At 40.5% G+C, this 23,968-nt stretch carries 21 protein-coding genes; 7 read left to right on the top strand and 14 right to left on the bottom strand.

Going from position 1 to position 23,968, the window contains the following annotated elements:
• Positions 1-9: 9 nt before the first annotated feature.
• A complete protein-coding gene (locus ABIM45_03105; protein ID MEO0238899.1) occupies positions 10-756 on the bottom strand; it encodes a class I SAM-dependent methyltransferase in 747 nt (248 codons plus the stop codon).
• A gap of 104 nt (positions 757-860) precedes the next feature.
• Here ABIM45_03105 and ABIM45_03100 point away from each other — a divergent pair, with 104 nt between their 5' ends.
• Both ABIM45_03100 and purM read left to right on the top strand, forming a co-directional pair.
• Positions 861-2,093: a cysteine desulfurase gene (locus ABIM45_03100; GenBank protein MEO0238898.1), complete on the top strand. Its 1,233-nt coding sequence runs from the start codon at positions 861-863 to the stop codon at positions 2,091-2,093.
• Positions 2,094-2,104: 11 nt separating this feature from the next.
• Entirely contained in the window at positions 2,105-3,106 is a 1,002-nt protein-coding gene (purM, locus tag ABIM45_03095; GenBank protein MEO0238897.1) for a phosphoribosylformylglycinamidine cyclo-ligase, read from the top strand.
• 76 nt (positions 3,107-3,182) lie between these two features.
• Here purM and ABIM45_03090 read toward each other — a convergent pair whose 3' ends face one another.
• Positions 3,183-4,160, bottom strand: a complete 978-nt coding sequence (locus tag ABIM45_03090) for an NAD(P)-dependent oxidoreductase (GenBank protein MEO0238896.1) — start codon at positions 4,158-4,160, stop codon at positions 3,183-3,185.
• Positions 4,161-4,203: 43 nt separating this feature from the next.
• Here ABIM45_03090 and ABIM45_03085 point away from each other — a divergent pair, with 43 nt between their 5' ends.
• The gene (locus ABIM45_03085; protein ID MEO0238895.1) at positions 4,204-5,091 is read left to right on the top strand and encodes a hypothetical protein; all 888 of its coding nucleotides are present in this window, start codon (positions 4,204-4,206) and stop codon (positions 5,089-5,091) included.
• Positions 5,092-5,093: 2 nt separating this feature from the next.
• Here the strand turns inward: ABIM45_03085 and ABIM45_03080 are convergent, their stop codons facing one another.
• Genes ABIM45_03080 through ABIM45_03040 form a run of 9 tightly spaced genes read right to left on the bottom strand, consistent with a single transcriptional unit; the run spans position 5,094 to position 14,548 of the window.
• Positions 5,094-6,278 (bottom strand): FprA family A-type flavoprotein, encoded by a 1,185-nt coding sequence (locus ABIM45_03080; GenBank protein ID MEO0238894.1) that lies wholly within the window; start codon positions 6,276-6,278, stop codon positions 5,094-5,096.
• Positions 6,279-6,281: 3 nt separating this feature from the next.
• The gene (locus ABIM45_03075; protein MEO0238893.1) at positions 6,282-7,271 is read right to left on the bottom strand and encodes a flavin reductase; all 990 of its coding nucleotides are present in this window, start codon (positions 7,269-7,271) and stop codon (positions 6,282-6,284) included.
• Complete coding sequence (locus ABIM45_03070; protein MEO0238892.1) at positions 7,268-7,702, bottom strand: Fur family transcriptional regulator; 435 nt, start codon at positions 7,700-7,702, stop codon at positions 7,268-7,270. The genes ABIM45_03075 and ABIM45_03070 overlap by 4 nt, the downstream gene beginning before the upstream one ends.
• Positions 7,699-8,334 (bottom strand): N-glycosylase/DNA lyase, encoded by a 636-nt coding sequence (locus tag ABIM45_03065; protein ID MEO0238891.1) that lies wholly within the window; start codon positions 8,332-8,334, stop codon positions 7,699-7,701. The genes ABIM45_03070 and ABIM45_03065 overlap by 4 nt, the downstream gene beginning before the upstream one ends.
• 26 nt (positions 8,335-8,360) lie before the next feature.
• Positions 8,361-9,176 carry a bifunctional hydroxymethylpyrimidine kinase/phosphomethylpyrimidine kinase gene (gene thiD / locus ABIM45_03060; GenBank protein ID MEO0238890.1) on the bottom strand — a complete coding sequence of 272 codons (816 nt, stop codon included), beginning with the start codon at positions 9,174-9,176 and terminating at the stop codon, positions 8,361-8,363.
• Positions 9,177-9,191: 15 nt separating this feature from the next.
• Positions 9,192-11,261 (bottom strand): ABC transporter ATP-binding protein, encoded by a 2,070-nt coding sequence (locus tag ABIM45_03055; GenBank protein MEO0238889.1) that lies wholly within the window; start codon positions 11,259-11,261, stop codon positions 9,192-9,194.
• Positions 11,251-12,978: an ABC transporter ATP-binding protein gene (locus ABIM45_03050; protein MEO0238888.1), complete on the bottom strand. Its 1,728-nt coding sequence runs from the start codon at positions 12,976-12,978 to the stop codon at positions 11,251-11,253. The genes ABIM45_03055 and ABIM45_03050 overlap by 11 nt, the downstream gene beginning before the upstream one ends.
• On the bottom strand, positions 12,975-14,114 hold the full coding sequence (locus ABIM45_03045) for a DUF401 family protein (GenBank protein ID MEO0238887.1): 1,140 nt from the start codon (positions 14,112-14,114) through the stop codon (positions 12,975-12,977). Before ABIM45_03045 ends, ABIM45_03050 begins: the two co-directional genes overlap by 4 nt.
• On the bottom strand, positions 14,108-14,548 hold the full coding sequence (locus tag ABIM45_03040) for a MarR family transcriptional regulator (protein MEO0238886.1): 441 nt from the start codon (positions 14,546-14,548) through the stop codon (positions 14,108-14,110). Before ABIM45_03040 ends, ABIM45_03045 begins: the two co-directional genes overlap by 7 nt.
• A 138-nt stretch (positions 14,549-14,686) precedes the next feature.
• Between ABIM45_03040 and ABIM45_03035 the strand changes: the two genes are divergently transcribed.
• Positions 14,687-15,892 (top strand): L-serine ammonia-lyase, encoded by a 1,206-nt coding sequence (locus ABIM45_03035; protein MEO0238885.1) that lies wholly within the window; start codon positions 14,687-14,689, stop codon positions 15,890-15,892.
• The gene (locus tag ABIM45_03030) at positions 15,889-17,115 is read left to right on the top strand and encodes an asparagine synthetase B (protein ID MEO0238884.1); all 1,227 of its coding nucleotides are present in this window, start codon (positions 15,889-15,891) and stop codon (positions 17,113-17,115) included. The genes ABIM45_03035 and ABIM45_03030 overlap by 4 nt, the downstream gene beginning before the upstream one ends.
• On the opposite strand, the gene ABIM45_03025 is transcribed toward ABIM45_03030, so the two are convergent.
• From ABIM45_03025 to ABIM45_03015, 3 genes are read right to left on the bottom strand one after another with little or no spacing between them, the layout of a single operon-like run.
• Entirely contained in the window at positions 17,112-17,738 is a 627-nt protein-coding gene (locus tag ABIM45_03025) for an HAD-IB family hydrolase (protein MEO0238883.1), read from the bottom strand. The genes ABIM45_03030 and ABIM45_03025 overlap by 4 nt on opposite strands.
• Positions 17,735-18,331 carry a CDP-alcohol phosphatidyltransferase family protein gene (locus tag ABIM45_03020; protein MEO0238882.1) on the bottom strand — a complete coding sequence of 199 codons (597 nt, stop codon included), beginning with the start codon at positions 18,329-18,331 and terminating at the stop codon, positions 17,735-17,737. Before ABIM45_03020 ends, ABIM45_03025 begins: the two co-directional genes overlap by 4 nt.
• Positions 18,328-21,546: a T9SS type A sorting domain-containing protein gene (locus tag ABIM45_03015; GenBank protein ID MEO0238881.1), complete on the bottom strand. Its 3,219-nt coding sequence runs from the start codon at positions 21,544-21,546 to the stop codon at positions 18,328-18,330. Before ABIM45_03015 ends, ABIM45_03020 begins: the two co-directional genes overlap by 4 nt.
• Before the next feature lie 141 nt (positions 21,547-21,687).
• Here ABIM45_03015 and ABIM45_03010 point away from each other — a divergent pair, with 141 nt between their 5' ends.
• Both ABIM45_03010 and ABIM45_03005 read left to right on the top strand, forming a co-directional pair.
• Positions 21,688-21,993 (top strand): V-type ATP synthase subunit H, encoded by a 306-nt coding sequence (locus ABIM45_03010; protein ID MEO0238880.1) that lies wholly within the window; start codon positions 21,688-21,690, stop codon positions 21,991-21,993.
• A gap of 3 nt (positions 21,994-21,996) precedes the next feature.
• A complete protein-coding gene (locus tag ABIM45_03005; GenBank protein MEO0238879.1) occupies positions 21,997-23,967 on the top strand; it encodes a V-type ATP synthase subunit I in 1,971 nt (656 codons plus the stop codon).
• Position 23,968 lies beyond the last annotated feature (1 nt).

Here is a 23,968-nt window from a genome sequence, read left to right as displayed (position 1 = left end):
CCTTCCTTTTTAGTAAGCCAGGTAAGTAATTCTTGAGCTCTTTGCCTTACCAGGTGATAAAGTTAAGTGATCGTAACAATAAACCTTTTTAAACCCCGCCTTTTTAAGATATTTTTTAACTTCGTCCGGGTCATAGCCTCTTTCCCGGAAAACGGTGTAAATTTTCTTATAAGTGTCTCCTTTATCAATCCTCACAAAAAGGGTAAAGTAGAGATAGACGATTCCGTTTAAATATCTGGATTTCCAGATAGAGACGGTATTGGCCGTTTCTTCGACCCTGGTCATATTGTACCATTCTGTCTTGAAGGACCAATTGGTGTTGAGGTCGAAAATGAAGGGGCCGCCCTTGCGCAACACTTCCCTTACTTCCCTGAAGGTTTCTAAAAGTTCTTCGGGCTCCAGTATGTTGTTTAGACTGTCGAAAGTCGAAATTACAGCGTCAAACAGGTTTTTCCTGAAGGGGAGTTTACGGAAGTCTGCTATTACCATGTGCATTGTGAAAGGTTTATCCACGATCTTTTTCTTGGCAACCCTTACCATTCCTGTTGAATAGTCAAGTCCGAAGACTTCGTAACCTTGATTCCCCAGTTTTATTGATAAATTACCGGTACCGAAAGCAAGGTCAAGAACTCTCTTTATTGGCTTTAATGGCGCTATTGAGAAAAGGGTCTTTATGTATCGTGCCCATTCGTCGTAATCTACTTTTTCCATTACCTCATCGTAGTATTCGGCAATCAGACTGAATGGGTCATTCATTGCTTTAAGTTTAATGGGATTTGTAAGTATCTTCAAACCTTTAGAGGTTTTGTTTTAACCGTCTCACTTTTTCAAATCCCGTTGTTTGATTTTATAATTAAGCAATGATGCCATGTTTTGATGTTCAAAGTGTCCGCAAAGATTTTCCAATATTGCAAAGGAAATTGAGGGGCAAGCCCCTCGTATATTTAGATAACGCTGCTACCTCCCAGAGACCGGTTCAGGTCATTAAAGCACTGGAGGAATTTTATACACTGCACAATGCTAATATTCACCGTGCCATTCATACATTGTCGAGGGAAGCCACGGAGCTTTACGAAGAAGCCCACGAGAAGGTGAGAAGATTTATAAATGCGAGATTTTTTGAAGAGATTATTTTCACCAGGAATACTACTGAGGCAATAAATCTTGTGGCATATTCGCTCTCTTTTAAATTGAAGCCAGGAGATGAGATAGTTACAACGGTGATGGAACACCATTCCAACATGGTGCCGTGGCAAATGTTAAGAGACCATTTTGGAATTAAATTAAAGTTTGCGAGGCTTAATGGAAAGGGATATCTCGATTTAGACCATCTAAATTCACTTATAACAGACAGGACAAAACTGGTGGCGGTGACCCATGTTTCAAACGTGTTAGGAATCGTCAATCCTATTGAAGAGATAGTTAAAATGGCCCATTCAAAAGGTGCGTTGTGCCTTGTGGACGGTGCACAGAGCGTACCACACCTTCCCATTGACGTTCAAAAACTGGATATGGATTTTCTTGCCTTCTCTTCTCACAAAATGCTGGGTCCGACTGGTATTGGGGTTCTTTATGCCAAAAAAGAGATTCTCGAAAAGATGGAGCCTTTCCTCCGAGGTGGTGATATGATCTCTACGGTAACTATTGAAAGGCCTGACTGGAATAAATTGCCCTGGAGATTTGAAGCTGGTACGTCCAATTTCGCGGATGGTTATGCCTTTGGTGTTGCAATTGATTACCTTGAGAGGGTTGGAATGGATTGCATATTTGAACACGAAAAGGAAATTGCGAAACATACTTTAAACAGGCTTATTAATGAGGTAGAAGGAATTAAAATCCTTGGTCCTGTGGAAGATCGTATAGGTGTTATATCCTTTTATTTTGAAGATATTCCACCGGATTTGGTTGGATTGGCCCTTGATGAAGAGGGTGTAGCGATTAGAACGGGTTGCCATTGCGCTCAACCTCTGCACGAACATTTTGGAATCTCAGGTACTGCACGGGCGAGCTTTTATCTATATAATACCTTTGAAGAGGCAGATTATTTCGTAGATACTTTGAAAGCCATTGTCAAGAGGTATAGGAATCTTTAAAGGAGCAGGTCGTGCTTTATAGGGATTCAGGGGTAGATATCGATAAGGGCGACAGCCTGGTAGATTTTTTGAAAAAGATTATTAAACTGAAACCGGAAAATATAGGGCCCTTTGCGGCGATCGTAGACCTTAAAGTGCTAAAAGAGTATAGTGAGCCTGTGTTGGTGGCATCTACCGACGGAATCGGAACAAAGATCGATCTTGCACTTCAGTGGGGAAAACTGGAGGGACTCGGATACGACCTTTTTGCTATGTGTGCCAATGATATAGGGGTTTATGGCGCAAAACCTCTCTTTTTCCTCGATTATTATGCTACAGGGCATTTAGATTTAGAGGTTTCCAAATCGGTCCTTCGCTCTTTAGTAGAGGCATGTGAAAGTTTCAATTGCCCTTTGGTCGGTGGAGAGACTGCAGAACTTCCAGGACTTTTAGAAAAAGGAAAGTTTGATATTGCTGGATTCATTGTGGGCGTTCAAGAAAAATCTAAACTTCCTAATCCTTCCAAGGTAAAGCCAGGTGACCTTTTGCTTGGTCTTCCTTCTACAGGGGTTCATAGCAACGGTTACTCCTTAGTGAGGGCTATCATAGAAAAATGTGGCCTTCAGGCTGATTACAAACTGGGTGACGGGACTTTACGAGAGATACTGCTTAAACCTACAAGAATTTATGTGGGCCTGGCAGAGGAGGTTTTTAGAGAATTTGATATAAAAGGGGCTGCCCATATTACCGGTGGTGGAATCCCTGGTAATCTCTCAAGGGTTATACCAAAGGATTGCGATGCGGTCATAGATAAGAGCTCTTGGGAAGTTCCTGAGATCTTCAAATTTTTACAGGAGAAGGGTGAGGTTCCCGATGGGGAAATGTGGCGTGTTTTCAATATGGGAATAGGGTTTATTTTCATCGTCTCTAAGGACGAGCTAAAGGACCTTGCTCAGTTTTTGCAAAATAGAGGTGAAAGTTATTACATTATTGGTGAAATAGCGGAAGGGTCAGGTAAGGTGGTTCTGAAATAGTTAGTGGCTGAATTTTTTTAACTTTTTGTGCGCAAATTTTCAAAACTTTATTGTTCAATAGGGCAATTCAGGGTGCTTAAAGCCAGCGATTTTCCTTATACCACATTAAGGTTTCGTAAAGTCCTTCTATGATGGAGTAGTTCGGCTTAAACCCTGTTTCTTCGTAAAGGGGTGTGGGATCTCCGATCCAGTATTTCTCAGCGAGCTCATTGGCCTTGTCGCTGTTTGCGATGGTTGGAGATTTTGTAATTTTGGCAATAGTTTCGCTTAATTTTAACGCGGGTCTAAAAATCCATTCAGATATGGGGATTTTCAAAACTCTCCTTTTCCCAGATAGAGATTTGATGTTTTCGATTATCGAAGATAGGGTAGTGTATTCAGGATTCGCCACGAAATATATCCGATTTATTCCGACGTCTTCTTTTTCTAATAGCATGAGTATAAGCTTTACAACGTCTTTTACGTAAATAATGCTGAGATATTTTTCCCCGTTTGGCATGGGGAAAACTCCCCACTTTACGTATTGGAAAAATCGCAAAGTTTCTCTATCGTGGGGGCCGTAAACCGTGGAGAGTCTCAGGATTGTGTAGGGATATTGAAGGGAGTTTATTATATAGTTCTCTGCCATTAGCTTTGATTTTCCGTACCAGCTTACGGGTTCGGGGGTTTGCTCCACTTTTCTTGGCATTAGCTCTTTTGATGGACCCTGGGCACTCTGGCTCGAGAGGAATATGAAACGTTTAAAATTGTTAGGTTTAGCAATATTTATAGCGTCAACGAGATTTTTTGTTGCATTGTAATTTCCCGTTATAAAATCCTCTTTCCTCAGTGCCTTTATTACACCTGCACAATGAACTACGGCCTCAAGGTCTTTTACAAAGTCAACAAGAGAAGATGGGTTAGAAAAGTCGCCGTAATAGGCTTCAACCTCAGGCCAAAGGATCTTTTGATTTTTGGAACGTACCAATATTCTAATTCTGTGTCCGTTTTTTATTAGTTCAGGGACTAAGTTTTGACCTATGAAACCAGAAGCACCAGTAACGCCTACTATCATTAATGTTTACTTATTATATTGGGTTTCCCTTATAATTCAAAATATGCAGGGCTTTATCTTTGATACAAAGGAGTGGGAAGTTGTTGGAATTGATGAAAATGGGTACGGACCACTGCTTGGGCCAATGGTGGTTACAGGCATCAAGGTCAATGTCAAAGGTACTGATCCACTGACAGCTTCTGAAGTAGAAGGCTATAAATTCCCAATCCCTGTAAGGGATAGCAAGGAGCTTTTTAAAAGGAGTAAGGGTAGTTACCGCATAGGGGAATCGGTGGTTTTGACTATACTCAAAATGCTCGGTAGGGAGGTGAGTAGTTTGCGAGGATTGATTAATGAGTTCTCTTTGGATCTGATCGACCTTTCATCTTATGGCATAACTGATATGCAAATACCAATCTTTGGTGGTTTTGCTAATGAGAGGCTTCTCAATTATTTTGAGAATTGTCAAATAAAGTTCACAGATTTGAAGTTCTTAGTTTTGATGGCCGATAAATTTAACCAGCTGATCAATTCTCTTGACAACAAGGCATTGCTGGATTTTAAACTCTTTACTGAGCTTATGGAGAATTTTGATTCTTCTCATTTTTTAATGGGCAAAATTGGTGGGACTTCGAAGTATGGCAGATTTTTTGAAACTCTAAGTTATGATTATGTAGTATTCGAGGAGAGATTCGATTACTCCGCTTATGAAATTAAGGGCTCGAGGCGTCTCTATTTTATAATGAATGGTGACCAAAAGTATTTACCCATTATGTTTGCTGGTATTGTGGGAAAGTATGTGAGGGAAGCCCTGATGTTTTCATTGTCAAGAACCTTAGGATACGAAGATGAAATCCCTTATGCTTCAGGATACTTCCATGATTCCAAAACCTATGAAGTCATCGAAAAGCTTTCGCCTGAGCTCAAGGATAAATGGATAAGAATTCGTTAATTCTATATTAGCCCTTCAGCCCTGTGCTTTTCACCTACGGTTTTTGCCAGTTTTTGGAGGGATTCGTATGCTTTTTCATCGGGTAAGCCTTTGAAAGAAATCACATCAATAATTTCGCCTTTAAAGTTGGAGAAAATATTTTTTAGGTCTTCAGCGGTTTTTCCACCCCATCCATAGGAATTTACAATAGCCAGATATTTAGTTTTTGGTCTAAGGGCATTGGCGAGATAGGTGTAATAAATTGCAAGTGGGTGGGCACTCGCAAGAACGGTTGGAGTTGCAATGATAAGAGTAGCTGCGTCTAATAGAGCCATAGCTATTTCGCCTGTGTCAGCCACTGGTAAGCCAAAGACCTTTACATTAACACCCTCATCAATGAGTTTTTGTTCCAAGAATCTTACCGCCCTTTCTGTGCTGTGATGCATTGAAACATAAAGGAGTAGCACCAGGTTTTTCACCTTGCTGGAAGCCCATTCTTTGTATGCATTTATTATAAATCGTGGGTTAGTGTGGATCGGCCCGTGGCTTGGACAGATCATTTCTGGTCCAAAGTCCTCTATTTTCTCAATGTTCTTTGGGATCATATTTCTAAAAGGCGCCATTATTTCGGCATAGTATCGTTTTGCAGCCTTGTAGAGTTCGGGAGTACCATTGTTTAAGAATTCTGTAGTTGCAAGGTGAGAGCCAAAGAAGTCGCAGGTAAAGGCTATTTTGTCCTCGAGGAGCAGCGTGGTTTGAGTCTCGGGCCAGTGAACCCAGGGAGTCATAATAAATTTTAATGTTTTTCCACCGAGGTCAATGGTGTCATTCTCTTTAATTACTAAGAACTTTTGGGATGGTATTTGAAGGTGTGTTTTAAGGAGTTCGGCACATTTTTCGTTTGTTACCACAACGGCTTCCTTAAACTTTTCGAGGACTGAAGGGATTGCGCCCGAATGATCCTGCTCTGCATGGTTCGATACGATGTAGTCTATTTTCTTTATCCCGATTGTGTCCAAATCCCTTAGGAATTCTTCAGCCTTTAAGGTATCAGAGGTATCGATAAGGGCTGTTTTATGCTCCCCGATTATCAGGTATGCATTGTAGGTAGTGCCATCGGGTAATGGTATTAATTCGTCAAAGAGCCTCCTTTCCCAGTGTAGAGTGTTGATTAAATAAAGCCCTTCTTTTATTTTCTTTACCGCCATTTTTTACTCCTTCTTTTCCTCTTTTATGTAGGTTGAAGCCGTTTTGGGGGTTTTCCCCTTGACTTCTTTATGATAATAATCGTAGGTCATCGGTGGATTTTCTGATAATATGTCGGCGTCAATAACTTCTCCAAGAAAGATAGTGTGTGTTCCGGCATCAAAGCTGTTTACTACCTTACATTCTATGTAAGCACAGGTGTAGTCAAGAACTATTGGTAAGCCGTTGTCAGAAATTCTATAATTTACGCTTTCAAACTTATTTACATCTCTTCCTGTTTTAAAGCCGAACTTTCCGATGAAGGTAAAGGGGGCTTCCTGTGTTAGCACCGAAACGGAAAATTTGCCGGTCCTTGAAACCATTTCATGGGTTAAATTTAGTTTATTAAGGGCAACTGCAACTTTAATCGGTTCTGCAGTGACTTGAAAGACTGTGTTGGCTATTTGCCCATTTATTTTTTCACCCTCTTTTGTTGCTACAATGTAGAGGCCGTAACTTAATTTTGTAAGTGCAAAAGGGTTCATATTTAATGCTCCTTTTTTTTGCAAAAAGGCTTCAAGTTTTTTCTTATATTCACCTAACTCCAGTTCTGAATCCTTTAAAAAGAGGAAATTTTCTGGCTTATTGCCAGTTATTTTGTAAATCTGGTCAACTATCTTTGCGTTCTTTTCTCCAAACCCTGATACCGAAATTAGAGTGATTATTTTGTTTTTTAAATTTTCAGAGTATTTCCTGAGGAAACTCACCACGGGAGCGGGAAGATGACCAGCCCAAACGGGCGTTAATAAATAAATTTCATCGTGTTCAGTACTTAGCTCTGTAGATAATTTGAATGGAACATTTTTCTTTGTCAGAGCATAAAAGGAGTCTCTAAAAAAGTTCCTCTTTAAACTATCCTCGATCTTTGCAATCTCAATGCCTTTTAAACTTGCGATCTCGTAGGCTATCTTTTCATTATGGCCTGTGCCCGAAAAGTAAATCGCTATTTCGCTCATTTTCTCTCACTCTTTTTTAAACAGCTATTGCAGATGCCTTCGAGATAAAGATCTTGAGCCTTTACAAGGTGACCATCTCCCACCTTTTTGTTGATATAATCAGGCATTTCTATTTCGACGTCGTAGATTTTGCCGCACTCCATGCAGCGGAAGTGGGCGTGAGGTTCGATAATTGCGTCCACTCTAAGTTCCCTTGAATCTATATTTAAAGGCTTTATTATCCCCTTTTCCACAAGCGTTTCGATGGTGTTGTATACAGTAGTCTTCGAAAGGGTTGGGAGTTCAGCGCTGAGACTCCTGTAAATTTCATCAGCGGAAGGGTGGGTTCTGTTTATTAACAGATATTCGAGAATTTTTATTCTTTGAACAGAGGGCTGAATTCCGTGTTTCTTTAAAATATTTTTTGCCTTTTCTGTAATTTCGTTTTTCATTTAAAAACCTCCCCGGCTTCCTTCGCCCATAGAAGCATGTCTAAATGGGCGAAAGGAATGCCAATTTGATTTGAAAAATCCTTCATTTTCTCTTCTATCGCTAAATAGTTTTTTGTGCTTAAGCTTTCTGGAACTTTTTCGATAACCCCGAGTTCAAGAAGGTTACGAAGGATATGCCTGTCGAGGATAGCAAGGTCGAAGTGCCCCGTATTCCGGAGGAAGTGGCTTGCTTCCTTCATGCCAAAACCTTTGAAGTTTTTAACGAGAAACATTCTCTTTTCCTGTGAAGGGGTAGAGGAATTTACAAATTTTTTGAGATCGAAATGGTCCTCTTTTATTTTTCTGAGGTTGTTGGCGACAAATTCTGCTTTGTTATTAGGGAATCTGACCCCCTTCAGGAATTTTTTTATGTTTTCTTCCGTTGGATTTACATAGACCTTGTTATTAAAGAGATTTTCAACTGCTTGCCAGCAGACCTTTGCCTTTGATTGGGGTGTTAAAGTGCAGAACACAAATTCTTTTAAAATCTCAATTTCGTTATCGTTTTTTTTAGCGGTGAACTCTTGCAGTCTTTGTTCTATCTGTTTTTTAAGCTTCTCATAAAGCTTTTTAAGATTCTCTATTTCATTCATGTTTTAACTTTGAATAGATTTTAATGTCAAAAACAGGTTGATTCAAATTCAATTTCAGTTTTATGGCGTAAAGGCCCATGTCCGTGTCCGATGGGCGGAGCATTTTTGATAGCCTGTTGAATGTATCTCTTTGCTATGCATACCGCCTTCTGAACACTGTAATTCATAGATAAAAGTGCAGCTATTGCTGAGGAAAGGGTACATCCCGTTCCATGGGTTGAAGTGGTTTGGATTTTTTCATCTTTAAATTTGAAATGGCCTTCTTTCCCAACGAGGATATCAATTACTTCTTCGCTGTCTAAATGTCCGCCTTTGACTAAAACCCATTTTGGCCCCTTTGAGAGAATTTTTTCGCCGGCTTTTATCATATCCTTTTCCGAAGAAATTCTCATTTCTGCTATTATTTCGGCTTCTGGAATATTAGGGGTCACAAGGAATGCAGTAGGTAACAGGGTCTTTACAAGGGCATCGATTGCATCGTCTCTTAGCAGTTTTGCTCCACTCTTCGCTACCATAACGGGGTCTACTACTAATTTTTCCACATTGTATTTTCGCATACATTTAGCAACAACTTCTATTATTTCTTTTGTGAACAACATGCCAGTTTTTACCGCTCCGGGAACTATGTCTTCAAAAACTGTTTCTATCTGAAGTTTTACAAACTCAGGGGTAACGGGATAAATTCCCGTGACGGAGTAGGTGTTTTGTGCCGTTAGAGCGGTTATTACACTCATCCCATAAACGTCAAAGGCTTCAAAGGTCTTTAGATCTGCTTGGATACCTGCTCCACCTCCCGAGTCGCTTCCTGCAATTGTTAGAGCAATACCCTTGTATGGCTTCATTATCACCTCCCGATTTTACGAGTTTGAAGTTCTGGCAAACTGAAGCATATATAGGTGGTAATACATCCCTCTTTTCTCTATTAGCGATTCATGATTACCTTCTTCTACAATTCTTCCATCGTAAATTACAATAATTTTGTCAGCATCCCTTATGGTTGATAATCTATGGGCAATTACAATGGAAGTTCGGCCCTTTAAGACTTTTTTGATCGCCTGCTGAATCAATTTTTCAGTGTATGAATCTACATTTGCGGTTGCTTCATCAAGCACGAGAATCTTAGGGTTAAAGGCCAGTGCCCTTGCGAAGGAGAGGAGTTGCCTTTCACCGACGGAGAGGGAGGCACCCCTTTCTCCGAGGATTGTGGAGTATCCATTTTCCAGTTTTTCAATGAAGGTATGGGCATAAACACTTTTAGCTGCTTCTATAACTTTTTCATCGCCAATTTTCTCATTGTACAATGTGATGTTCTTCTTAAGTTCACCAGAAAAAATGAAAACATCTTGTAGCACCAATCCCATTTGGGATCTAAGATAATCAAGGTCGTATTCTTCCAGTGGAATATCGTCGATAAGTATTTGACCTTTCTGGTAGGGGTAGAATCCAAAGATCGCAGATATAAGGGAGGTTTTCCCTGCTCCCGTTGGACCGACGATGGCCAAAGTTTCTCCGGGGTTCACAATGAAGCTTATATCCTTCAGGACCCAATTTCCAGAGTTATAAGCTAACCAGACGTTCTTAAATTCCACTTTACCCCTGATTTCCTTTCGTAAGCCTTTTCCTTTAAACTCTAAGGGCTCGTCCAGGAGTTCAAAAATCCTGTCACCCGCAGCCATTGCTGATTGCATTATGTTATATTTTTCTGAAAATTCTACGATAGGCTGGAATAGCATATCGATGTAAGATAAGAAGGCAACCAATGAACCGAAGGTTAACATATTCCTGATAACTTCTCCACCACCAATCCAGATAACAAGGGCGACGGTAACTGCCCTTAGAAAATCAATGATGGGCCTAAAGGTTGCGAAAACATAAAGTTGTTCGATATTCGCGTCGAATAATTCCTTATTGTGCTTCTGGAATTTTCCTTTTACAACATCTTCGAGGTTGAAAATTTGAATTATTCTTATTCCCGAGATGCTTTCCTGTAAGAAGGCGTTAAGTTGCGCCAGCTTGGCCCTCACTTTTCTGAAGGCGTTTCGCAGTTTTAATCGGAACACTATCGTTACGATAAGGAGAATTGGAGATACTGTTAGAACCAGGAGGGTAAGTTTTAAGTTCATTTTGATCATAATTATCACGACTCCGATAATGACAAGGAAGTCCTTTATGAGGTAGATTAAGACCGAGCTAAGCATTTCTGCAATAGCAGAAACATCGTTGGTAGCCCTTGTTACTAAGCGGCCAGTAGGGTTTTTGTCGAAGTAGGAAAGGGGAAGGTTCAAAAGATGCTTTGTTATAGCCATCCTCATATCATACATAACCTTTTGGGTCACGTACTGGAGGGTGTAGCCCTGCAAAAAGGAGAAGATAAAGGATAAAAATAACAGTAATACGAGGAATGTTGCAAGTTTATAGACTTCCTGGATGTCTTCCTTTCGAATTTGGAGTAACTGGAGTTTTGAGAATATGTTGATTTTGCTTTGCTCAACGGCGTAAAGTCCATTTAAGGTTTTTACGAATAGGCTCTCTTTCCCTGGGATTATGTTCCTTGTTAAAATGTATCGCGTGGTTCCAAAGGCCCTTACTCTTTCGAGTTCTGCGGAAATTACCCTTGAAAGGGCTGGTCTTCTTATCAAGACCTTTCCGTTCTCCAACCGCACTACATATTTTTCTAAGTTGTATTTCTTGATTAAAGTCGTGTCGGTAAGCTCTACGTAGGATGGAAGGATATAGAAGTCAATTGCCCTTCTGTTAATAGCAGGTATGGCGATCTGAATAGCGCTGGTTATCATTAAAAATAAAAAGGCTAAAACCAGATTCTTTTTGTAAGGCTTTACGAATTGAAGGGTTCTTCTGAGTACCTTTCTATCGAAAAATTTTCCTGTTACTTCTGCTTGTTCACCGTGACCGTGACTACCGAACAAGTCCCTCCTCCAGTTTTTGTAGTTCGAAGATATGTTTGTAAAAACCTTCTCGGGATATTAATTCTTCGTGGGTTCCCCTATCAACAATCTTACCGTCCTCTAAAACGATGATTTCATCTGCATCCATAACAGCTGAAACTCTGTGAGAAACAATGATCGTAGTTTTATCGCTTAAAAATTCCCTTAGATTTTCAAGAATTCTATTTTCAGTTTCAGTATCTACCGCTGATAGAGCGTCATCGATTATGAAGATAGGTGCATTTTTCACGATGGCTCTTGCTATAGCTATTCTTTGCTTTTGCCCACCAGATAGGGTGATCCCCCTTTCTCCTACTAAGGTATCAAGGCCATTTGGCATCTCCATAACTTCATCGTATATTTCAGCGAGTTTTAGTGCCTTTACAATCTCTTCCTCGGTAGCGTCTGTCTTTCCGTAGGCTACATTTTCTCTTATAGTAGCTGAGAATAGGAGACTTTCTTGTGGGACAAAACTAATGGCATTTCTAAGATTGGTTAAATCGTGATACCTTACATCTACATCTTCGATAAAAATTGAACCTTCTGGTGGATCAAAGACCCTCGGTATGAGGTAACAAAGGGTGCTCTTTCCCGATCCTGTTCTTCCAATAATTCCGAGTTTTTGCCCCTTCCTGAGGGTAAAGTTGATATCTATAAGGACAGGGCGTCCTTCAACGTAAGAAAAGGTTAGATTTTTAACCTCTATGCTTCCTTCTATTTTTACTTTTCTGGGTAGTTGTGGGTTTTTGATTTCAGGTTCAACCTTTAATACTCTTTCAATACGATCCATGGAGGCCGAACCACGTTGTAGCATATTGACCAGGAAGCCTATAGCAATCATTGGCCAGATCATCATTCCGAGATAGCTGGAGAAGGCCACGAAGTCTCCAAGGGAAATTTCGTTTAATATAACTTTTCTTCCTCCGAAAAATAAAAGAATTGCAAAAGATAAAGTCGCACCTAACTGGATGCCAGGTTCAAATAGGCTCGAAACTTTTGCGAGTTTCATATTATTTTTAAAGTATATTTCATTGGTGACTGCGATGTCTTTAATTTGGCCATCCACCTGCGAAAATCCCTTAAGAACACGAATTCCAACTATGGACTCCCTTATCTTCTCAGTGAGGTAGGAGAAAGTTTCTTGTACTTCTTTGAAATATTTGTAGTTTAGCCTACCAGAAAAGGATATAAGGAGACTTATAAGTGGCAATGGCAACAAGGCATAGATTGTTAACATTGGCGAAATCTTGAACATTATTGCCAGGGAGAATGTTGAATAGACAATTATGTCGGTAATCTGTACAAGTCCCATACCTGCTGCCATTCTGACAGCATCAGTGTCGTTAGTTACGAGGGCCATGAGTTCGCCAGTTCTTTCTTTGTTGAAGAAATTTGCTGAAAGTTTAACAAGATGAAAATATATTTCCTCTCGGATGTCCCTTTCCACCTTTCTTGCCGTTCCCATAATGAAGTATCTCCAGAAGAATCTTAGTATGGCGATAATTAGCGTCAATCCAAGGATATAGAGTGCGTATCTGCCAAGAATCATCATTGTAGCGTGGCCAGATTGGATCAGATTGATGCTTTTTCTAATGACAAGCGGGATGATTAGTTGTGCTCCATCAACAATAAGGAGACTAAAAATTCCGAGGAAGATAGATAGCTTGTACTTCCAGAGCCTCTTCAGTATCCCTTTCATAGTAAGCCTCTAAGGATTGCAATTGTCTCAATTACTCCAACTGGTAAAAGGATCGTTGAGTAAACATCCTTGAAGGAGATTTTGTAGTACTCTTTGGTAGTTATAAGGCATAGATGGAAGGGTGAGAGCAAGACGCCAGCGATGGCGGAAATATAAGCCACATAGGGGAATGCAGGATTTTGGGCAAATAATATTGATAAAATTGGTGCTGTAGCGCCGATCCCTGCGGAGGTGATACCTGTTAAAATGGCCATGATCATTGGTAAAATTATAACGGGGACGATAGTTGGTACATTATGCATTGATAAAAAATTTGCAAAACTGCTAAGAATACTTGTATTTTCTACTACTCCTTTGAAAATCAAGACAACGAGGACGATGAGAGTTATCTCTGAAATTATTGAATTTTTAACGGTGTAGATTATTTCTTTGAATTCCACTCTCTCGAAAAGGAAGAGCAATAGGAGAACAACAAGGAGGGTTATTTTCATGTCCACTTTCATGAAAGTTAAGGTGATTATTAAAATTACAGGCCAAAGGGCAGAGATTGAGTATCTTATTATTTCGGAGCCTTTAGCCTTTACTTTTTCACCATTTCCATTTCCTTTTACTCTTGTAAAGAGGAAAAATAGACCGATAAGGAGGGCGAGCCCCATATAGGGTAGTGTTGATACAAGGAAGTCCTTGACGGGAATATTGGCAAGGCCCGCTGCAATGATTAACGCGCCGTATAAGGGCCAGGAGAATTCGCAGACGTGCCTAAACCAGTAATTAAAGAAAAATACCCATTTCCTTTCCGCTTTAAGTTCTTCACCCACCTTTCTGCTGAGGTCCGCCGTTAGCATTGCGCCCGCAGGCATTGGCAAAAGTCCAAAGATAATGGGCGGCACAAGTAATGAAAATCTGATGTCGCCGGAAAGAGATGAGATCAGTTTTAGTACCTTCAAATGAAAGTTCTTAACTTTGAAAGTGGATGTAATTGCCTGAACAAGGATCACAAGAATCAAAAGATTAAAGAATGTGTAGTTAAAAATTTTGGGGGTGTCTGAAACTTTAAAATGTCCAAATAGGGCGAATGTCAGTGCTAAGCCGAATATAAATAAAGTGGTGGAAAGAATCCGTCTGTTTTTTAACATTTTTTGGCAGAGGAATACTCCGGCAGTTTATTCTTCATTTTTGTTAGGAGTTCAAGAAATTTTTCCTTTTCTTCTTCCGTAAAATCCATCATAAGCTTTCTTAAAAAGTCAACTCTTTTATCGATAACCCTCTGGATTACTTCTTCCCCCTGAGGGGTCAGAATTACAATTTCACTTCTTCGATCTGCCTCAACCTTCCCTCTTTTTACAAATCTTCTCTTTTCCAGTCTTTCAACGATACCTGAGATGGTACTTTTTGCGAGATACAGGTCTTTTGCCAGGTTAGTTTGGTTGAGTGGTCCACAAAAGTAAAGGTGAACCATCAGGTTGAATTGAGGCGGTGTGAGGTTGATCTCTTTTAATGCCGTTCTACCTTCCTTCGTTATCTGGGAATAGACTTCCCTCATGACCTTTTCAACTTCTCTTTCTATCATAACTAAGCCTCCTGTTCGTATTGCTAACTATTTTAGGTTAAAATTGGTGGTCAGTCAAAATTTGACTTCTAACTAAACAATTTATCCTTGGCTTTGGATTTTTAATCCATTTTCTGAGTTTTATAATTTTTCAAAGACATGGAGTCGATTAAGCTTATTTTAAAGATTGGATATGGCCCTTCCTCTTCCCATACCATGGGGCCCGTTGAGGCTCTTAGGCTTTTCTTGAGGGAATTTCCCGATGTGGTATCTTTAAAAGTCACTCTTTTCGGAAGCCTTGCCGCCACCGGGAAAGGGCATCTTACTAAGGAGGCACTGAAAAAAGCTTTTAATGGTGATCTTGAAATTATCGAGAAACCGGATGTCTATATGACTCTTCATCCTAATGCTTTAAAGTTTGAAGGTTTTGATAGAATTGGAAATTTTGTAGCCGAGAAAGTCTATTACAGCGTTGGTGGCGGAATCGTAAAAACAGAAGATGATTTCTACAAGAAAAACGATGTTTATCCCTCAGGTACCATGGAGGAAGTCTTAGATTGGTGTGAATCCAATGGAAGAAGTTTGTGGGAATTTGTTGAGATCAATGAGGGGATAGAGATCTGGGATTATCTTAAAGAAATCTGGAAGGTAATGGAGGATTCAATAAGTCGTGGCTTAAAAAATGAAGGTGTCCTACCTGGAGAGTTACATCTTCCCCGGAAGGCATGGTCTTATTACATAAAAGCGATTAATTCAAAAAACATAAACTATACAAAGGGAAAGATTTTCTCTTATGCTCTGGCTGTTGCGGAGGAGAATGCAGCTGGGGGCTTGATTGTTACTGCTCCTACCTGTGGTTCCAGTGGTGTTGTTCCTGCTGTGCTCTTCTTTTTAAAAGAGGAATACAATCTTCCTGAAGAGAAGATTCTAAGGGCCCTTGCTACCGCTGGCCTTATTGGGGCACTTGTCAGAGAAAATGCTTCAATTTCGGGGGCAGAGGTAGGGTGTCAGGGTGAGATCGGGGTTGCTTGTGCTATGGCTGCTGCCGCAGCGACGCAGATTCTTGGTGGAACGATATTCCAGATAGAATATGCTGCCGAAATGGGAATCGAGCACCATCTTGGTCTAACGTGCGACCCGGTCCTTGGGTATGTTCAAATTCCCTGTATCGAGAGGAATGCTGTTGCTGCTGTGAGGGCCTTAGAATGTGCAGTTTACGCGCTACTCTCTGATGGAAGACACATGATTTCCTTTGATTCGGTATTGAAAACGATGATGGAGACGGGTAAGGACCTACCATCGGCATACAAGGAGACTGCCAAAGGTGGACTTGCACTCCACTGGAGAGACAAAAAGAAGAAATGAGTTTTCTATTGGCAATTTTTCTTAGCTATTACATTTTTATTCCGATGGACGGATCCCAATTTGACCACCTTAGGGCCTACGGGGTGGTATATAACTCTCTACGTGCTGGAGTCAAAGCCGAGTGGATACTGAATTACCGTGGAGGCTCTTTTATCCTCGAGGATACGAAAATTGTCCGCGAACTTCTATCCATTACAGGGGTCTCCTACGAATTAATGCCCGAAGAAGAAGTGGTTGACCTTAAAGAACGTTCTAAAAATGAAAACTTTGAGTTTGTTATCCTCGAAAATGCACCAAAGATTGCTGTTTACGCGCCTCCATATTATGAACCCTGGGATGACCCAGTGATTATGCTCCTTGAGTATGCACAAATTCCTTATGAGAGGATATATGATGAAGAGGTTCTAAGTGGACGCCTTAAGGATTTTGATTGGGTTCATTTGCACCACGAAGATTTTACTGGTCAATTCGGAAAGTTTTATGCTACTTACGGAAACGCGGATTGGTACAGAAAGCAGGTAGAATTTAAGAAATCACTGGCCTTAAAGCTCGGATTTAAAAGTGTTGCGGAACTGGAAAGGGCGGTTGCTAAAACCTTCTATAACTTTGTAAATGAGGGTAAGTACCTCTTTGCGATGTGTTCTGCTCCGATCACTCTTGATATTGCTCTTGCCTCAGAAGGTGTTGATATTCTTGATGTTCCCTTTGACGGGACTCCCTTTGACCCCGATTGTAATTCCAAACTGGACTATTCAAAAACTATGGCATTCAAGGATTTTAAACTTTTTCCTCAATTCTACATCTATGAACATTCTGATGTGGATATGACCCAGGAGGTGGCACAACTGGGCGAAGAGAACGCATACTTTGTTCTGCACCAGTTTTCCCCCAAAACAGACCTTATTCCCTGCATCCTTACCCAAAATCACAAAACGGTCATAAAGGATTTTCTGGGCCAGGATACGGGTTTCAGGAGGAGTAAGTTAAAGAAGAACACGGTGGTTCTTGCTGATGTCCTGGGTACCGAATATGTCAAGTATCTTTATGGTGAGCTGGGTAAGGGATTTTTTAGCTTCTTAGGGGGACACGATCCAGAGGATTTTCAGCACTTCGTTGGAGATCCTCCCACTGATGTTGCGAGATATAAAAACTCCCCAGGATACAGGTTGATATTGAATAACATACTATTACCTTCCGCTCAGAAAAAGAGATTAAAAACTTAGTCCCAAATCAAAATCTGGTCCTTTAGAACAATTTTTCTCAGTTTCTTCGTTGGATTTACCGCGTAAAACTTTCCAGCAGCTTCAAGAAAGTGTATGTCTGCATGATGGTCTGCGTAAGTAATGGAAAGGGTAAGGTCAATATTTTCCCTTTTTGCTATTTCTTTCATAATGGTCTCCTTATTTTTACCGAAGGGGACCATTCCCTTTATTCTACCAGTATACTTTCCATTTTTAATTTCAAGGAACGAGGCGTAATATCCGTCAAATTTTAAATGATCATTTATTACTCGAGCGATGAAATCAGGGGCCCCTGTGATAATAAAAAGCTTATAATTCTCTTTCCTTCTCTGTTCTACATGATTTTTTGCCTTCTCCGAGATTGCTTCTATTATTTGATTGTAACTTGCTTCCAGGATTTTTTGCAAGTCTTTAACCCTTATTCCTTGATAGTATGCCTTTGAATTTTTGAAGTTCTTGTATTTGAACAAAGATTCCAGAAACCAGATTATTATTCCTGAGGGTGAGAGGGGGATTTTTCTAAAAAGTACTTTTAGAAATCTTGTTTCTGAGGAGGGATTGGGTATCAAAGTACCATCGAGGTCGAAAAAACAAGCCTTGTTCATTTATTTTTAAGGTATGGCCAGGCGTCCAGAATCACGGGTAGCCCACGCACTATGCAGATTAGGAGAGAGAGCCAGGCAAAGGCAAGGGCGAAACCATGGATGTTGAAAGATAACTTTCCATGGATTGTTAATAGGTCCACCCCCAGAAGGGTGAAGGCAATCGCCTTCGACAGCGCATATCCTGTCCTAAAATAGCCCGATGTTACAATGAAGTTTGCTATCCTGTTTTTGTGCATTTCATAAGGTTTTACGCCTTTCTTAAAGGCCGAACTTCTTATAGTGTCGACGAGGACATCCCTGGTAATAACAATCACTGGAAACCAAAAAGAGATTAATCCTTTCGACGCGAAGAAGATCCAGAAGATGAATTCTACGATTCTGTCGCCAGTTATGTCGAGGATGGCACCGATTTCCGATTCTGCCTTCAGGGTCCTTGCGAGAAAACCATCGAGAAAGTCGGTGAAAATTATGACTACGATTAATATGCACGCTGTGAAGGTTGTCCCATACCTCCCCAGGTCCAAAAGGTAAAGAGTTAAAAAGCTAAGGAGGATTCTAACAATACTTATTATATTGGGCAAATTTTTTTTCATCGGACTACCACTACCTTTTGGGTTGTTTCAAAGTTGTCAGTGTGTATCTGGATAAAGTATACTCCAGGGGTTGCATTTTCAAAAGGAATGGAGGTGTTGAAGTTTTTACTATTCAACGGAATTTCTATCTTTTTCAGGACTCCACCATAGGCGTTGTATATTGTGCAGGATATGGTGCCTGGAATTGAAGATGACAACCTTAATTTTAAAGGCTGGCCCGCTTTTACAATGGAACTTACTATTATTTTTTTCGAACTCAGGCTGTCACCCACATAGGATGAGTCAAGGAGAAGTTGGTAATATTCGTCCGATTCGATATCGCCGTTTTGGGTTCTTGGCATTGGTACCTGCCACTGGAGAGTTCCACCATCTTGAGTTGCGTAGGAACCCACCGCAATGTAAATTACACTTGGATTGCCAAAGGGTGAAAGGTTTATTACTCCTTCGAGGTATCCCTGGTCACTTACATAAGATGCACATTTAAAATTTACTGTGTCTGTAATTAGAGTTCCCGTTGAATCAAACCAGCCAACAAAATCATTGTTGTCTTCGTCGGCAAGGAAAAAGTTAAACCTCCCAACCTGTCCCTGCTTTGCCCAAGGGGCGTTTACCATAGCGCTTGGGTTAAAGGAGATGAAAATGAAATGGTCGTTGTAAAAGTAGCCTGATTGATTAGCTGATGCATTGCCTGCCGACTCCGTTGCCACGTAGAGCCTCTTCGTGTTTCTATCGTAATATCCATAAAGGTGCATATTCTCGTTCTGCGATAAAAGCACGGCAACCCTATCAAGTGCCCCATCCATCACAAAATCCTGAAATCCAACAGTGTATGAATAGTTTTGTCCATTGTTGTTGTCCCAGCTTTCATTTTGATAAGGGGAGTTGTCTTTAGCCCGAATTGCAAAGTACACCCTTGTCCCATTTGGCTGTGGCGGGATGAAAACACCATAAAGAGAAGGGTCTGGTTCATGATTTCCGTTGTAATCTCTACCGAGCCCATCATCAGGTAACATTTGAAGGTCTGTAAAGCTCTGCCAGTTATTGTTTGTGTATCTAACCCACACACCGAGTATTCCAGAGGGGTCTAAGACGTTAGTTGTCACAAGAACACTATCGCTCTCAAGAATGTTGAAATTTGGGCTAAAAGTGGTATTCCAGATTCTTGGCCCTTCTCTATCTCCCGGCCCTGTAAGGTCTATATCAGGACTACCTTTTCCTGCGTAGAAGTAAATAGTATAAGCACCGTTTTTTCCTCCAATTTCAATGAGCTCCGCGCCTGAAGACATCTTACCGAGGAAGTTGAAGGTTAGACCAGTGCCTGAAGGATATAGGAAAACCGCTTTTACTGAATCGTAAAGGCTTTCGTATCCTCCGTAAGTCCAACCATTCTGACTCACCCCGTAAATCGGCCTCATATTGTAGCCTTTGAGTATCTGTTTGTAAAGGGAAGGAGTTACACCTGCCTTAGTCCAGTTGGTGTATGTGGAATTATACGTGACGGAAATGAAGTTTTTATTAGGTGTAATCTTTATTGTTTTCCTTAAGTCGCTTTGAGGATTCCCGCTCCAGTCGTATCTTTCAGTAAAAGTAAGAATCGCCGTGTCTCCAGAGTAAGAAACATTCACGTCAAACCATGAATTTTCACCCTGAGAATCGTTTAAAAGGCCTGGATGACCCCCATCATTATAATCGCCTTCACCACTCCAATTACTCATCAGATTGCCTACGACACAAGATGTATCCGATGTGAAGACCGCAAGGGCACGTCCACCTCTTCTGTCAAAAATCAAACACATTTTGTCATTATAAATAGTGAATTCTTTAACGCCGTCTGCATCAAGGTCTAAACTGTCTATTTTAGGAACTTGTTGAAATCTCAAAGAGTCAAGCCAGATTGCACCGTAGGAAAAGATTCCTCCGTACCTTGCGTGGTTCCAAAGATTTTTTCCCCAAAAAACCAAATAGCCGCCAGGGCCCGTGTGCCATGCAGTTTCGTAAAGCATAGACGAGAGGGTAGTCCAGCCCAGTTTAGCAAACTCGTTGTCGGGAACGTTCATGAGCTTGTTGTAGGCAAATTTCCACAAGTCTTCGTAATCCCCTGTCACTCCGTTTCCGTTTAAATCTGGACCATACTCACATCCCCAGCCTCTTGTGTTTTTAAAATCATTATACCAGTTGTCATAGTTACCACCGGTCCAATCGTGAAGTTCCTGATAAGCTGCATAATTGATAGTAATTACTGGGGGGTCATTATTGGGATCGTTATCATAAATTTTGTCAACCCCCCACCATTTTACGGCTTCGGCTATGTGAACAGGCTGAATCCAGGATTGTTGTTTAATGAATCTGATATTCCAGTCGTAACTGGAGGCTGGTGCTCCCGGGTTACCGAAGTCCCATCCTGCAACTCCCGCTGCCTTTTCCCAATCATCACCGTATATCACTAATTGTTCTTGATCTGGATCGTTTGCAAGGGACAATAGTAACTGATGCAGAGGGTTTGAGGGATTGGAGACATCGTTCCATACCATCTGGTCCCGTGCAACCTTTTGTATGAACACAACAAACACATAGTTACCCTCGTTGTCAAACATCCGGTGTACCTTCCTTGAATTATGACATTCCGTTCCATTAGGATAGGTGTGAGAAAACCACTCGTGGACGTTATCGTCTAACACAATGCATGGTGCAAGGTATCTCCCTTGTGAATCGTATTTCCCATATTCTTCGTTTAGAACCTTTATTAAAGAGTAGGGCATTAATAGTTCTGATTTGAAAACCCTCTCTGGAATCCATATCACATTTGGATAATCCGGCCATCCCACTCCCTTAATCGAGTTTTCGTAAAGGGTTTTTGCATACCAGAGGGAAAATTTGTTTAAACTGCTATCGACATAGGGCATTATATGCTCTGCATATGTTCCTCCCACGATATAGACCAGGTCTCCACGAAGTCTATTTAATAACCCCCTGTCATTTTGCATCCAGGTGTAGGACTGGGTAAGGGTTCCCGAGATGTGGATGTCAATGGGACAATTGTAATATTCGTGAGTATCGAGGGTTCGATGGAAAGAGTTGCCATTGTAACCGTAATCTCCAGGCCTTAGAACATAGGCACCGTTGTCGGAAAAATGTTGATTTCCATGGTGTAGGAAGGCTATTTTTGCGGTTCCACTTAACAACAGTACCTTTATTAACAGATACGTCAAAAGCATGAATTTATTATGTTCCATCGCATGTAAATATTCAAACCCCAAAGCCCGTTTAAGGTTTTTTAAACGCTCGTTATTATGAGCACCTTAGTGCGTATTTTGAATTTTTAAGGTTTTGTTTTAAAATTTAGTACAGGAGGTCCTATGGAGGATATTATCAAAAAGATCAAGGATGCCGAGAAGGAAGCCGAAGAAATGATTAAGAAAACTCAGGAAGAGGCGAATCTAATCATAAGTGAAGCCCAGAGACTGGCAACGCAGAGGATTGAAGAAGCTTTAAGCAAAAGGAAGGAAATTCTCCTTACGGTTGAGGAAGAGGCCCAGAAACAGGCGCAAGAGAAGATAAAAGAATTAGAAAAGGAGTTGGTAGTTGAGGTACAGGAATTGAAAAACAGGGCCGAGAGAAAAGAGAAAACGGCCATTGAATTTTTGTTAAGTAAACTTTCTTGATTTATGGCTAAAATACCTTTAAAGAAGGTTGTTTTTTACGTCCATTATTCGGAGAGGGAGAAGTTACTGGAACGGCTTCAAGACGAGGGACTCATTCACTTCACGGAAATAAGAAAGGATTTAAAAGAGGAATTTGGTGTTACTCATTTGTCTGAAGTTGAGTTTGAATCTCACCTTGAAGCGGTTATCACAAGGCTTTCCAATGCCATAAATTTTCTTGAGAGCTTCGCGAAAAAGAAGTCGTTAATTGAAAGCTTATACGAAGCAAAGAAAGCCTTTGAGAAGAAAGAGTTTTTCAAAATTGCCAACTGTGTTGAGCCTGGTACAATTTTAGTTCAGGTTGAGACCTTAGAACAGGAATTGGCTCAGCTGGCTCAGGAGGAATCTAATCTAATTGCACAGAGGAATTTTATTTTGCCCTGGGTAAACCTGAATTACAATCTTGAAGAAATTAAAAGTACAAATGAACTCATAATGCTCCCTGGTTCTATTCCCAGTAATAAACTCCCGTCTCTTGAGGATTATCCTTTGGCTTACCAGCTCGTCTCTGATGATGGGAAGAGGGCCTATGTTGTTATAGTTTACCATACGAAAGATGAAGATTTAGTTCGTCCTATATTGCAGGAAAAAGAGTTTGAGCAGATCGAGTTTCACGGTTATACGGGGCGTCCTGCAGATATTCTTGAAGAAATTGACAATCGAATCAAAGTTCTTGAAGAGGAAAAGAAAAATTTGAAGCAAGCGATAGAAAAGGTCTCTGCGCATTATGATTCTCTTCTTGTACTTCACGACTATTACCTTGCAATATATAATAGGGAATTGACAGATAATCGAGGGCTTAAGACCGCCTGTATTTCAGTCTATCAAGGCTTTGTGAGAGAAAGAGATCTCTCGAAACTTGACAAAATTTTTTCTGAGTTTGAAACCGCTTATTATGAGGTAGTAAATTTGGAGGACGGTGAAGAACTTCCCGTTGAATTAGAAAACAGTAAGATTTTTAAGCCCTTTGAGGGATTGGTGAGGATGTATGGACTTCCGTCCTATATAGATCCCGACCCCACTGCTTTGATAACTCCATTCTTTGTTCTATTCTTTGGTATTTGTTACGGTGATGCTGCTTATGGACTTCTTCTTGCTATTTTCTCGATCTGGTTAATGAGAAAACTAAAAATTTCGGCTCCTCTTTTGTGGATTCTGTTTAGTGGCGGGATCGTTTCGATGATCTTTGGGGCTTTAACTGGTGGTTGGTTTGGTGATTTCTTTGAACGAGCTAATATTGGACCCCTTAATGCTTTCCGGAAAAAGATGATGCTATTTGATCCCATGACCGACGTAATGACCTTTTTCGCATTGACAATTGCTTTAGGATTCATTCAAATAAATGTAGGGCTTGCAGTAAACGCTTATAAGAGAATAAAAGAGGGTGATACCCTTGGTGCCCTTTCTCAGCCCATCGCCTGGATTGTGATTTTACTCTCCCTTGCGTATATGGGGCTTTTTGCAGGAAAGGTTTCAAACCCGTTATTAAACAATGCAGTGAAAGGGGTTGCTTTGCTCTTTGTTTTATTTATGGTCTTGTTTAGTTCGAGACATAGCAGGAATTTCATCATACGCATTATTAAAGGTGCCTATAATGTATACAATGGAGTAGGTTTTATTGGAGATCTTCTCTCTTATGTTCGTTTGATGGCTCTTGGTCTTACCTCTTCGGGAATTGCAATGGCGATTAATATTTTAACTTTGCTTGTCTGGCAGATCCCAATTGTTGGTTATATATTAGGTCCGATTGTTTTTGTCTTCGGTCATTTGTTTAGCTTTGCGATAAATATTCTTGGTTCTATTGTTCATCCTCTACGTTTGCAATATGTTGAATTTTTCAAACAATTTTATGATGATGGAGGAACACCATTCCTTCCATTGAAGTGGGAAGGGAAATACACTGAAATTGTAGAAATTAAAAAACAGGAGGTGTAAG

The organism is candidate division WOR-3 bacterium, assembly GCA_039803545.1.
Classification (GTDB): Bacteria; Hydrothermota; Hydrothermia; order UBA1063; family UBA1063; genus UBA1063.
The sequence above is the reverse complement of the archived record's forward strand: the minus strand, read 5'-3'. Positions and strand labels throughout refer to the sequence as shown.